3 protein-coding genes are annotated in these 14318 nt (G+C 70.3%); all 3 read right to left on the bottom strand.

The features are described from left to right. Positions 1–306 precede the first annotated feature (306 nt). Positions 307–2160, bottom strand: coding sequence for a S8 family peptidase (locus AC1DGC_RS11830; protein WP_478047927.1), 1854 nt, complete (start codon positions 2158–2160; stop codon positions 307–309). A gap of 160 nt (positions 2161–2320) precedes the next feature. Next, complete coding sequence (locus AC1DGC_RS11825; protein WP_478047926.1) at positions 2321–9886, bottom strand: ESPR-type extended signal peptide-containing protein; 7566 nt, start codon at positions 9884–9886, stop codon at positions 2321–2323. Between the two features lie 450 nt (positions 9887–10336). Further along, positions 10337–14221: a phosphoribosylformylglycinamidine synthase gene (purL, locus tag AC1DGC_RS11820; protein ID WP_478047925.1), complete on the bottom strand. Its 3885-nt coding sequence runs from the start codon at positions 14219–14221 to the stop codon at positions 10337–10339. Positions 14222–14318: the final 97 nt, after the last annotated feature.

Raw genomic sequence — 14318 nt, 5'->3', positions numbered from 1 at the left:
CCTGGATGAAAAGGATGGAATGCTCACCTGGCGACAACGATTGATCCCGTATGCGGGGACAAGGAGCAATCAACGGCCGCGAATATTCGACCTGCCACGGGCGTGGGCGGCTACACCGCGACCCACAACAGGCGCAGCCCTTTGCCTGGCCGCTGCACGCCGTGTTCGACGCGCGGGCGCCGGATGGGCAGCGCCGGCATCCGGGATGCAGCGCCCGAGTCAGGTCCGGGTCTCGCTGAAACGAAACCCCCAAACAAAAAGCGGGCGCCCGTCACAAAGACGGACGCCCGCAAACCACACACGCTGTTACTGGTTCGCGATCAGGCTCACACCGCTGAATGCGGACTCGCCGACCAGCTTGATGTAGTACGTGCCCGCCACCGGCGCGGTGAAGCGCACGGTTTCACTGTTGCCCGGACGGGCCGACTTGGCGTCGAACACCGTCGCCGTCGGTTCCTTGCCCTGGCTCACGTACACCGACACATTGCCGCTGCCGCCGTAGGTCAGCAGGCTCAACACCTTGCCCGCCTGCGCCTCGAAGCTGTACAGCACTTCGCTGCCGCCGGCCCCGCTCAGTCCGCCCACCGCCACCTTGTTGGTCAGCGGAATCGCGGTCGGGCCGCAGTTCTCGGTGCATTCTTCTTCCAGCGCCTTGGCCAGCGCGGCCTTGGCGTCGACGATACCGGTCCCGATCGGCGTCGCCGCCGGGATGGTCACCGGGAACTTGCGTGCCGTCGACTTCAACAGCGCCTCCAGCTCGGCCGGCGTGAACGCGTCGCGGTTGTTGGCGATGCGGGCGCTCTGCACCAGCGCGGCCACCGCGGCCACGTGCGGGGACGACATCGACGTACCGCCCTTGCCGCCGTAATCGGAGGTGCCCAGCTCGGGCGAGGTGGTGCTGCTGGAGATCGCCTGCCAGATGTAGCCACCCGGATTGCCATCGACGCTGCCACCGCCACCCGGGGCCGACAGATCCACCGCCGCGCCGTAGTTGGAGTAGTACGTGATCCCGCCGGTGATGCGCGTCGCGCCCACCGCCACCACGTTGTTGCAGTTGGCCGGACGCGCGTTGGAGACATTGCCACCGGCGTTGCCCGCGGCCACCACCACCAGCGTGCCGCGCGACACCGCACCGTTGATCGCGGCCTGGTAGACCGGATCGCAGGCGCCGCTGCCGCCCAGGCTCATGTTGATGATCTCGGCCGGATTGGCGTTGGCCGGAATCCCCGCCACCGTGCCACCCGAGGCCCAGGTAATCGCGTCGGCGATATCGGCCAGGCTGCCGCCGCACTTGCCCAGCACGCGCACCGGCAGCACCTTGGCCTTGTACGCCACGCCGGCCATGCCGACGCCGTTGTTGGTCGCCTCGGCTACGGTACCGGCCACGTGCGTGCCGTGCCAGGAGCTGTCTTCGGCCAGCGAGCCGGTGTAGCACTCGTTGTCATTTTCCACCCAGTCGCCGTAGTCCAGCGCACCCGGCACGCGGGCGTCGGTCGGACGCCGCGAGGTCTCCGCGTCGCTGATGAAATCGTAGCCCTGCAGCAGGTTGCCGCTGAAGTCCTCATGGTCGGGCAGGATGCCGGTATCGATCACCGCCACCACCACGCCTTCGCCCTGCGAGACATCCCACGCCGACGGCGCGTTGATGCCGCCGGTGGCACTGCTGAAGTGCCACTGGTACTGCGCGTAGTACGGATCGTTGGGAACCAGCTGCTTGGTCTCGGTCGGCTTGGCGCGCAGGTCGGCGCGCTGCATGCGCGCATTGACCACCGCGTATTCCACGGCCGGATCGGCCTTCAGCTCGGCCAGCACCTTCTGCAGTTCCGCATCGCCCAGGCGGCTCTGCAGGCGGATCAGGTCCGCGCCGATACCGAGCTTGCGCACCACCTGCGGGCTGAGCGCACCGGCGCGCGCGGTGCCACCGTTGAGGCTGGCGCGCGACAGGGCCGAATTGACCACCGCCAGCTTCGCCGAACGGTCCGACGCGGCGGCGGTGCCGGTACGGTACTTGACGATGATGCCGTTGCTGGTCTGCTGCGCGGCGGTTGCCGGACGCTGCGGTTCCTCGGTACGCGGGCTGGCGGCGAACGCCGAACCGGCGGAGATCGACAGCATCGCGGCTGCCAGCACGTTGATGCGAAGGTTCTGCTTACTGGTCACGTTGAAATCCTCTTCAAGGTCATGGATCAAACGACTGTTCAGGCCAACATTCCATGCGAGTTCCCTGGCCGGCCCTGGCCAGGGTCCCCGTGACCCGCCCCCTCAGGCCTTGCATTGCTTGCGACGTGGCCCGACCGGGCCACGCCTTGCCACGTTCCGCTTACCAGCCGAAGCCGGCACCCACGCCCACCGAGCTGTCATCGCTGCTGAAGGCACCGCCGATGGTCACCGTGGCGCGCTCGCTGAGCGCACGCTGGTAGCCCAGCGACAGCGCCGACTCGCCGCCCTGGTAGCCCACGCCCACGCCGACCCGGTTCTGGGTGCGGACGCCGGCGGCGCTGGTGGCCATGTTGAGCATGGCCGCGCTCATCGCCCCCTGGCGGTCGATGCGGCGATCCTGGTGGCGCAGGCGCTGGTCGATTTCGCCCTTGTAGATATCGAAGCTGTCGGCCATCGCGCCGAAGCGCTGGTCGGTGTAGCTGTTGGCCGTGGCGATGCCGCCGTCCAGCTGGCCCTTGTTGACCGCATCGGTGGCCAAGGTACCGGCAGCCACGTTGGCCACCTGGCGTTCGGCACCGACACTGCCCACCGATACCGTATCGGCCCGATCAGCGACCGAGCCCTGGCCGAGCGCGACCGAGTTGGCGGCCGTCGCGGTGGCGCCCTGGCCGATCGCCGTGGCCGACGCGCCGGTGGCGACCGCGCCATCGCCCATCACCACCGCATTGACCGCGGTCGGTGCAGCAGCCGCCGGTGCGCTGACCACCTGTGCCGCACCGGCACTGGCGGCGGTCGGCGTGCCCTGCACGCTGGCCGTTGCCACCGCGTCATCCACACGGGCCACCGAGGCACTGGCCAGGCTGGCGGTGGACGGTGCGGCCGCGCGGGCGCGGGCGGTGCTGCTGCCGGCCACGCGCTGGTCGAGGTCGCTGACCTTGCGATCCAGCGCACCTAGCGCATCGCCGACGTTGTTGTACGTCGTGCCCTGGATCACGTAGTTGGGCGCCACGAACACGCCCTGCATGCCGACGCTGGCACCGCCGCCGAGGAAACTGGCGGCATCGGACAGCGACTGGAACAGCTGGCCCCCGTTGATCGCCTGGCGGCTGCCCGAGGCGATCGAGCCGCTGCCCACGTTGTCCAGCACCGTGCCCTGTATGCCGGACAAGGTGACCTTGTCGCGGCTGGCGTCGTCGTAGCCGAGCGCATTGGCGGTGACGTTCTCGACCGAGCCGATCCGCTCGTCGATGTCGCCCACGCGGGTTTCCACCGCGCCGACCCGCTGGTTGGTGGTGTTGAGCTGGCCACCGGTGACCGCGTCGGTGCTGCCGGCAGCAATGCGGCCTGCGCCCACGTTGACGATGCGGCGCGTGGCCGGACCATCGGTGCCGTTGCCGCCACCCACCGAGACCACGTTCGCTTCCACCGCACGCGAGCCTGCGCCGAGCGCCACCGCGCCGGCGCCGGACACGCCGGCGCCCGCACCGATGGCAATGCTGCCGGCACCATTGCTGGCGAAGGCGCCGTTGCCGATCGCCACGCCATTGACCGCGTTGGTCGAGGCCGAGCGGCCCAGCACCGTGCTGTTGTCACCGCGCGCCGACGCATCGGCACCCACCGCGGTGGCGCCGGTCGCCGAGGCCACCGCCGCGGTGCCCAGCGCACTGCTGCGGGTGCCGCTGGCGGTCGCCGCCGAGCCGGCGGCGAGCGCATCGCTGCCGCTGGCCGTGGCCACGCCGCTGCCGCTGGCCTGGAAGTGCTTGCCGACCGCATCGGCAGTGGCCGCCACGCTATCCAGCTGCGCCTTGTTCACCGCATCGTTGGCGTTGACCGCCGCGCCGACGTTGGTGATGCGGCGCGTGGCCGGACCGGTGGTGCCATTGCCGCCACCCACCGAGACCACGTTGGCCTCGCTGGTGCGCGCACCGGCGCCCAGGGCGACGCTGCCGGCGCCGCTGGCCGAGGAGCTCTTGCCCACCGCGGTGGCGTTGATGCCGCTGTAGGCATAGCTGTCCTGGCCGATGGCGGTGGAGCCGGCCGAGGTCGCCCACGCCAACTGGCCGACCGCAGTGGTCTGCGCAGCGGTGGCCCAGGCGTTGGAGCCGGCGGCGACGCTGTTGGCGCCGCTGGCCTGGGAGGCATAACCGATCGCGTTGGCATAGGCACCCGAGGCGGTGCTGCCCCAGCCCAGTGCGGAGGCGTAGTCACCGCTGGCCTCGGCACCGTAACCGAGCGCGGTGGTGCGCACGCCGCTGGCGGCACTGAAGGTGCCGATGGCCGTGCTGTAGTCGCTGCCGGCTTCGGCGCTGTAGCCGAAGGCCGACGACTGCAGGCCGGCCGCGGTCGAACCGGCGCCGCTGGCCGTGCTGAACACCCCCACCGCCTGCGCACCGGCGCCGAGCGCGGTAGCGCCGATCCCGCTGGCGCTGGTGGCCTTGTCGAGCACCACGTTGCCGTTGGCATCTTCGTAGTACAGCGCACCACCGATGGCGGTGGCCGAGTCGGCGGTGGCCGATGCGTTGAAGCCGGACGCCGAGGCATTGCGGCCGGAGGCCAGCGCGCCGCTGCCATAAGCCGATGCACCGGTGCCGAAGGCATTGGCCGCTTCACCGGCGGCGGTGGCATAGGCACCGTCGACGTAGCTGCCGACGTCATCGCCGTTGCCGCTGCCGGAGGCCTTGAAGTGGCGGTTGGTCTGCTCGGCCACCTCGGCGACGGCATCGAGCTGGTTGAGGTTGACCGCATCGGTGCCTTCGGTACCGGCAGCGACGTTGGTGATCTGCCGCTGTGCGGTGGCCGTGCCGACCGAGACGGTATTGTCGCGGTCGGCGCTGGAACCCGCGCCCAGGGCGACGCTGTTGACGCCCTCGGCCGAGGCATTGGCACCCAGCGCCGTGGCGCTGGCCGCATCGGCCCACGAGTTCCAGCCGATCGCGGTGGCGTAGTCGTCGGTGGCCCAGGCACCGGCGCCGAACGCCGCTGCACCGGTGCCGCTGGCACGCGCCGGAATCAGGCCGAAGAAGGTCGACCCACCGATGGCGACGCTTTCATCGCCGGTGGCTTCGCTGGATTCGCCCAGCGCGACCGCGCTGGCACCGGAAGCCGTCGCCGAGGTGCCGACCGCAGTGGCCAGCGTGTTGGAGGCGATGGCGCCGTAACCCAAGGCATTGGACAGGCGGCCACTGGCCTCGCTGTAGCTGCCGAACGCGGAGGCGCCGGCATCGGAGGCGCTGCTGCGGAAGCCGGTGGCGGTGGCCTGCTGGCCGCTGGCCGCCGACTCAACGCCCGTGGCGGTGGCATAGGCGCCGCTGGCGATGGCACCGCTACCGACCGCGCTGGCCCCGATCTCGCTCGCGCTGGCATTGCTGCCCAGCGCCACGCTGTTGTCGCCACTGGCCTGCGCATTGCTGCCCAGCGCGGCAGCGCCTTCGGCACTGGCCAAAGCATCGGTGCCCACGGCCGTGGCGCGGGTGGCCAGTGCATTGGCACCGGCACCCAACGCGGTGGCACCGTCGCCGATCGCGCTGGCCGCTTCGCCCGCGGCGAGTGCGTCATCGCCTTCCACGTATGCCCCGGCATCGCTGTTGTCGTTGCCGCTGGCCTGGAAATACTTGCTGGTCGCCTCGCCTGCGGCCGCCACGGCGTTGAGCTGGTCGAGGTTGACCGCATCGGTGCCTTCGGTGCCGGCGGCGACGTTGGTGATCTGGCGCTCCGCCCCGGCACTGCCCACCGACACGCTGTCGTCGCGGTCGGCGATGGCATCGGCACCGAGGGCAACGCTGTTCTCGCCACTGGAGGTGGCCGCGTTGCCGAGCGCAGTGCTGTTCAAGCCCGGCGACCACGCCCCGCCACCGACGGCGGTGGAGTAATTGCCCGAGGCTTCGGTGGCCAGCAGGCCGAACAGCGAGCCGCCGACGGCGACGCTGTTGGTGCCCGTGGCCAGGCTGCCCTGGCCGGTGGCGGTGCTGTACGCACCGGACGCCTCGGCATCGCCACCCACGGCCACGCTGTTGGAGCCGGTGGCCTGGGCGAAGCTGCCCAGCGCGGTGGCGTTGAAGGCGCTGGCCACGGCCAGTCCGCCGATCGCGGTGGTGTAACCGGCAGTGGCTTCGGCACCGAAACCATAGCCGGCCGACAAGGTGCCGCTGACCACGCTTTCAGCGCCCACGGCGGTGGCACCCTGGCCGCTGGCGGTGCTGTAGTACCCCAGCGCGACCGACTCCTCGCCGGCCGCTTCGGACAACGCGCCGCCGGCCAGGCTGCCCGCGCCGGAGGCGATGCTGGCCGCACCGGTCGCGGTGCTCTGCTCGCCGGTGGCCTCGCTTTCGGCACCGGTCGCGGTGGCGTATTCGCCACTGGCCTGTGCGTTGGCGCCGACCGCGATCGCGTTGGCGCCGCTGGCGAGCGCGTTGAAGCCCAGCGCACTGGCGTTGTCGGCCAATGCGAACGCGCCGCTGCCCAGCGCGGTGGCACCGCTGCCGGCAGCGAAGCTGGCCGAGCCCACCGCCGTGGCGTAGTCGCCGTCGGTGGCGGCATTGGACCCGGCGGCCACGCTTTCCTCACCGCCGGCCACGGCCACGCCGTCGCCGCTGGCCTGGAACTGCGCGGTCGCGTCGCTGAGCTGGTCCAGGTTCACCGCGTCGGTGCCTTCGGTACCGGCAGCGACCTGGGTGATCTGGCGCTGGCGGGTGTCGCTGCCCACCGACACGGTGTAGGCACGGTCGGCAACCGATCCGGCGCCGAGGGCGACCGCGTTGGATGCACTGGCATTGCTGCCCGCACCGATGCCGATCGCGCTCTCGCCGCCGGCCACCACGTTGGTGCCGATGGCGATGGTGTTGATGCTGTTGCCCAGCGCCTGGAAGCCGACCGCGACGCTGTTGTCGCCGTAGCCGAACGCACCACGACCGAGCGCGGTGGCGCTGCTGCCACGGGCCCAGCTGTTGTAGCCGATGGAGGTGGAGCCGGTCCCGCTGGCCCATGCCGACTGGCCGACCGCGGTGCCGTTGGCGGCGGTGGCCCATGCACTGGCGCCGTAGGCGGTGGCACCGTCCTCGGTGGCCCATGCGTAGGCACCGGTGGCGGTGGTTTCCTCACCGCTGGCGAAGGCATTGTCGCCCTGGGCGACGCTGTAGTCGCCGGTGGCGCGCGCCTTGTAGCCAGCGGCCAGGCTATTGTTGCCGGTGGCCTGTGCGCCGCTGCCGAACGCGTTGCTGGTGGTGCCCGTGGCGAGTGCGCCGGCGCCCACGGCGACGGCATCCTGCGCGGCAGTAGTGCCTACGGTGACGGCATTGCCGTCGGCATCCACCAGCGGCTGGTTGAATTCGTCATAGGCCTGGCCGAGACCGCCGATGGCGACGCTGCCATTGCCGTTGGCACTGACATTGCGCCCGACCGCCACGCTGTCATCGCCGAGCGCATTGGCCCCGTTGCCGAGCGCGGCCGCGCCGGCTCCCAGCGCGTTGCTCGCTTCACCGGCAGCCACCGCGCCATCGCCTTCGGCGAAGGCGCCCACGTCGCTGTCCTCGGAGGCATTGGCCTTGAAGCGGTTGGCGGTGACGTTGGCCACCTGGGCCACGCCGTCCAGCTGCGCCTTGTTGACCGCGTCGGTGGCCTCGGTACCGGCGGCCACATGGGTGATCTGGCGTTCGTTGCCGACATCGCCGACCGACACCGTGTTGGCGCGGGTGGCGGTGGAATTGGCGCCGAGTGCAACGCTGTTCGCGCCACGTGCGGTGGCATAGAAGCCGACCGCGGTGCTGAGTTCGCCGCTGGCCCAGGTTTCCGCGCCCAGCGCGGTGGCCCCCTCACCCGGCGCGTAGGCGAAGTAGCCCACGGCGGTGGCTTCGGTGCCCGACGCCTCGGTCAGGGTGCCGTTGGCGGTGGCGTAGTCGCCACTGGCGATGGCGCCGGCGCCCACGGCGGTCGCCGCTTCACCACTGGCCTGGGTCTGCACGAAGAAGCCCAGGCCCGGCAGCAGGTCGGCCGGGCCGCCGATGGCGGTGCTGCTGTTGCCGGTGGCCACGCTCTGCGTGCCGACCGCGGTGGAGTAGTCGCCAATGGCGTTGGACACCGCGCCGAAGGCGGACGACTGCGCGCCGCCGGCGTACGCGCCGACACCGTAGGAGGACGAAGCGAAGCCCGCTGCTTCCGCGCTCGCCCCCACGGCGGTACCGCCGACGCCGGCACTGGTGGCACCGGTATCCACCGGCACGCCACCGTTGGTGATCAGCGGGTTGCCATCGGCATCCACGGCCGCGCCACCGACCGCCACGCTGCCCGGCCCGTTGGCCTGCGCGTTGTTGCCGAAGGCGGCGCTGTTCTGCCCACTGGCCGCGGCGTTGAAGCCGACCGCGGTGGCGTTCTGTGCCACGGCCGTGGCGCCACTGCCCAGCGCGGTGGCCCCATTGCCAAGCGCGTTGGACGCTTCACCGATGGCAGTGGCGTTGTCGCCGTCGGCATAGGCGCCGACATCGCTCTCGCCAGTGCCGGTGGCCTGGAAATACGTACTGGTCGTGGCCGCCACCGCGCCCACGGCATCCAGCTGGGATTTGTTCACTGCGTCGTTGGCTTCGCTGCCATCGGCCACGTTGGTGATCTGGCGGCGCAGGCCGGTTTCGCCGTTGCCCACCGAGACCGTGTCGATGCGATCGGCGTAGGAGCCGGCGCCGAGCGCCACGCTGCCGACGGCCACGGCCGCGGAATTGAAACCGAGCGCGGCGCTGAAATCGGCCACGGCCACGCTGAACGCGCCGACCGCCACCGAGGCTTCGCCGCCGCTGCCTGCGCCGCGGCCCAGCGACGTGCTGCCCGCACCGATGGCCAGCGCACCGCCACCGATCGCGGTGGCACCGTCGGCGCTGGCTTCGGCCAGGCCGCCGATCGCGGTCGCTGCGCCGTTTTCGCTGGCGGCCACCGCCGACGCGCCAAGGGCGACATCGCCCAGCCCGAACGCCACCGCACTCTGCCCGACGGCCGTGCTGGCATCGCCGAGCGCCAGCGCATTCTGGCCGAACGCACTAGCGCCCAGGCCCGCGGCCACCGCGCTGCTGCCCACCGCCGTGGTGGCATTGGCCAGCGCCTGGCTGCCCTGGCCGACGGCCGTGGCGGCATCGCCGTCGGCAGTGGCACCGGCGCCGGCGGCAAGGGCGCCGTCACCGTCGATCTTCGCCGCGTCGCTGTTGTTGCCCGCGCCATCGGCCTTGAAATAGCGGGTCGCGCCTTCGGCGGCGACCGCAACCTTGTCCAGCTGCGCCTTGTTCACCGCATCGGTGGCCGCGGTACCGGCCGCCACGTTGGTGACCTGGCGTTCCTTGCCGGCATCCCCCACCGACACCGAGTTGGCACGATTGGCCTTGGAGCCGGCACCGAGCGCCACGCTGTTGCTGGCCGAGGCGGTGCTGTTGCTGCCGATCGCCACCGCGTTGCTGCCCGAGGCCGTGGCGTTGCCGTCGACCACGCAGCTGTCGATCACGCCGCTGTTGAGCACCACGCAATTGGCATTGCCGCCCACTTCCACCGATTGCGCGTGCGCGGCCGGCGCGATCGCTGCCGTGCCCAGCCCCAGTGTCAATGCGATGGCGGCCGACAGCAGCGACGCGCCGCGTGTGTCGGTGGATCGTCGCTGGTCGATGACCACGCCGGCGGACTGGCTGCTGGCCAATTCCGAGGCGACGACCATCTGCCCCAGTGCTTTGTTCCAGACCTTGCGATAAATCCGATTCATCGATGCGACTCCTGAGTGGGCTGGTTTAGGCAAAGCGACGCCAACGCCGGACCACGTGGTCCAACGTCCCCTGGGGGCGTTTTCTCGCTTGATTTACTGCGTTGTGCCGAATGGCTTGTTACAGACGTACAGCGGACGCGCCATCCCTGCGGTTACTGTGGAACTGAACACTTTCCAAATGAGCAATCAGTGTTAACGCACCGTGCCAACAACGTCAAGACTTTGACTTCGAAAAACTCCTGACCGCCAAGCGCGTCACAAAACCGGCGGAAAACAGGCTTATTTCGTTAGCTTCATGTGAGCAATGGTCATAACGCCATTTCACATTGAAACGCGCTGTAACTCATTGCTGTCGATCACTTTCCACCGAACGCAAAAAAAAACCGCCGGCAGAACCGGCGGTTTCTTCACGCGATTTTCATCGCATCGACATCGGCAGCGTGCGCCGTATCAGCCGCACCATACTCTTGCGTTGCGGAACATCCGCAGCCACGGCGAATCGCCCTGCCAGTCACTCGGACGCCAGCTCAGGTTGAGCGCGCGCGGCGTGCGTTCGGGGTGCGGCATCATGATGGTGACCCGGCCGTCGGTGCTGGTCAGGCCGGTGATGCCGTCGGGCGAGCCGTTCGGATTGAGCGGGTACTGCGTCGCCACGTTGCCGTCGCCGTCCACGTAGCGCAGCGACACGCGTGCCGCGGCCTGGTCGACCGCCGTGGCAAACACCGCCTGGCCTTCGCCATGCGCCACCGCGACCGGCAGGCGCGAGCCGGCCATGCCGCGCAGCAGGATCGACGGCGACTCCACCACTTCCAGCAACGCCGTGCGCGCCTCGAACTGCTCGCTGCGGTTGCGGCGGAACTGCGGCCAGTGCTCGGCACCGGGGATGATGTCCTTGAGCTGGCTCATCATCTGGCAGCCGTTGCACACGCCCAGCGCGAAGCTGTCCCCGCGCGCGAAGAACGCCGCGAAGGCATCGCGCAGCGCGCTGCGCTCCAGCACCGAGGTCGCCCAGCCACGGCCGGCACCCAGCACGTCGCCGTAGCTGAAACCACCGCAGGCGGCCAGGCCGGTGAAATCGGACAGGGCCACGCGGCCGTCGATCAGGTCGCTCATGTGCACATCGAACGCATCGAAGCCGGCACGTTCGAAGATGTTGGCCATCTCGATCTGGCCGTTGACGCCCTGCTCGCGCAGCACCGCCACGCGCGGACGCGCGCCGGTGTTGATGAAGGGCATCGCCACGTCTTCGTTGAGATCGAAGGTCAGCTTGGGCTTCAGGCCCGGCGCGTTGAAGCTGCGTGCGACCGCACGCTCCTGGTCGGCGCTGTCCGGGTTGTCGCGCAGCTTCTGCATGGCGTGGGTGACCGACCACCAGGCATCGAACAGCGCTTCCCAGCGCCACTCGACCAGGCTCTCGCCCTGCAGCGACACCCGCACGACCGGCGCGGTGGTCGGGCGGGCGATGCGCTGGGCGCACTCGGTCAGCGCGTGGCGCTCGACCAGGTCGGCGAAGGCCGCGCGGTCTTCCTTGGCGATCTGCACCACCGCGCCCAGTTCTTCATTGAACAGACTGCGGAACGGATCATCGCCCCAGGCATCCAGCGTGATGTCCAGGCCCAGCCGCGAGGCGAAGGCCATTTCGCACAGCGCGGCGAACGCGCCGCCGTCGCTGCGGTCGTGGTACGCCAGCAGCAGGCCGGCCTGGCGCGCATCGCGGATCAGCTCGAAGAACGCGCGCAGCCGCTGCGCATCGTCCAGGTCCGGCACCGCGCCGGCGAATGCCGGCAGTGCGCTGTGGTCGGCATGCACCTGCGCCAGGATGGAGCCACCCAGGCGCTGCTTGCCGGCACCCAGGCCGATCAACCACAGCTCGCTGTCGGTGTCGCGATCCAGCAGCGGGGTGAGCTGGCCGCTGGCATCGGCGACCGGAGCAAAGGCGGAGATCACCAGCGACACCGGTGACACCGACTTGTGCGCCTGGCCGTCGGCCTGCCACTGCGCCTGCATCGACAGCGAGTCCTTGCCCACCGGAATGCTCAGGTCCAGCTGCGGGCACAGTTCCATGCCCACCGCGCGCACCGCGTCGTATAGCAGTGCGTCTTCGCCGTCGTGGCCGGCTGCCGCCATCCAGTTGGCCGACAGCTTCACCGTCTCCAGCGCATCCACCGGGGCGGCGCACAGGTTGGTGATCGCTTCACCCACGGCCATGCGCGCCGAGGCGGCCGCGTCGAGCAGGGCCAGCGGCGTGCGCTCGCCGATCGCCATCGCTTCACCGGCCAGCGTATCGAACCCGGCCAGGGTGATGGCGACGTTGGCCAGCGGCAACTGCCACGGGCCGATCATCTGTTCGCGTGCGGTCAAGCCGCCGACGCTGCGATCGCCGATGGTGACCAGGAAGTTTTTGGAGGCCACCGACGGGTGTGCCAGCACGCGCAGGCCGGCTTCATGCAGGTCCAGCCCGGCGGTCTTCAACGCCGGCCAGCGCGGGGCGGCCGGGTGCGCGGTATCGCGATGCATCTTCGGCGCCTTGCCGAACAGCACGTCCATCGGCAGGTCGATCGGCGCATCGGCCGGGATGGTGTCCACGGTGGCGCAGTAGGCCACCACCAGCCGCTCTTCGGCGGTGGCGACACCGACCGCGGCGAACGGGCAGCGCTCGCGCGCGCACAGGGCGGCGAACTCGGCCAGGCGCGCCTGCGGCACGCCGAGCACGTAGCGCTCCTGCGATTCGTTGCACCACAACTGCATCGGCGACAGCGACGGGTCATCGCTGGGCACCTTGCCCAGGTCGATCACACCGCCCACGCCGGAGTCGTGCAGCAGCTCGGGAATCGCGTTGGACAGGCCACCGGCACCCACGTCGTGGAACCAGCGGATCGGGTTGTCCAGGCCGAGCGCGACGCAGCGGTCGATCACTTCCTGGCAGCGCCGCTCCATTTCCGGGTTGTCGCGCTGCACGCTGGCGAAATCGAGGTCTTCGGCGCTTTCACCGGAGGCCACCGAACTGGCGGCGCCGCCGCCCAGGCCGATCAGCATCGCCGGCCCACCCAGCACGATCACCGCATCGCCGGGCTGCAGGCGCAGCTTCTCGACCTGGTTCTGGTCGATGGCGCCGAGGCCACCGGCCAGCATGATCGGCTTGTCGTAGGCGCGGGTCAGGCCCTGCCCTTCCGGCAGTTCGAAGCTGCGGAAGTAGCCAAGCAGGTTCGGGCGGCCGAACTCGTTGTTGAACGCAGCGCCGCCGAGCGGGCCGTCCAGCATGATGTCCAGCGCCGGGGCCATGCGCGGGTTCAGCGCACGCGGCGCCTCCCACGGCTGCGGCAGGGTCGGGATGCGCAGGTGCGAGACCGAGAAGCCGGTCAGGCCGGCCTTGGGCTTGCCGCCGCGGCCGGTCGCGCCTTCATCGCGGATCTCACCGCCCGCACCGGTGGCCGCGCCCGGGAACGGGGCGATCGCGGTCGGGTGGTTGTGCGTTTCCACCTTGATGCAGAACGCCGAATCGACCACCGCCTCGCTGCGGTACTGGCCGCTGGCCGGGTCCGGGCGATAGCGCGCGGCCGGGAAGCCGGCGACCACCGCCGCGTTGTCGCTGTACGCGCTCAACGTGTGCTGCGGGGTCTGCTGGTGGGTGTTCTTGATCATCCGGAACAGCGAATGCGACTGGTCGGCGCCGTCGATGGTCCAGCTGGCATTGAAGATCTTGTGCCGGCAGTGCTCGGAGTTGGCCTGCGCGAACATCATCAGTTCCACGTCCGACGGCTGCCGGCCCAGTTCGCCGAAGCGCTGGCGCAGGTAGTCGATCTCGTCCTGGGCCATGGCCAGGCCGAGGCGGCGGTTGGCCGCTTCCAGGTCGTCCAGGGCGATGCGTTCCAGCTCGCCGCGCGCCGGCGCGCTGAACAGCGCCTGGGCCTGGTCGGCCTGGACCAGCACGGACTGGGTCATCGGGTCGTGCAGCGCGCGGCTGACCGCGTCCTGCGTGGCCGCATCGGCCGGCCAGCCGGCCAGGTCGATGCGCAGGCCACGTTCCACCCGGCGGATCGGCTGCCCGGCACCGCGGACCAGCTCGGTGGCCTTGCTCGACCAGGGCGACAGCGTGCCCAACCGCGGGACCACGAACCGGGAGACGGCCCCGTCCTCACGCCCGGCCAGGTCCGGCTGGGCCTCCAGGATCCGGCTCAGGATCGCCGGGTCCGGGGCCGCATCGCCCTCGGTCTGGATGAAGTAGACATGCCAGGCACCGGTGATGCGCAGATCGGCGGCCAGGGACTGCAGGCGGGATTCAAGACGTTCGCGGCGGAACGGCGAAAGGGCGGATGCGCCCTCGAGGACCATCATGTCCGGGGAACCGTGGTTGGGAACGGGGCCCACCATTGTACCCAAGTCCGCTCCCGGGGCTGCCCCGGCGGGTAGGCGGCCGGCCCGGTCTTCACGG

The sequence above is a fragment of the Stenotrophomonas sp. 05N37 genome (assembly GCF_056397365.1).
This window is presented reverse-complemented; position numbering and strand designations above follow the sequence as displayed.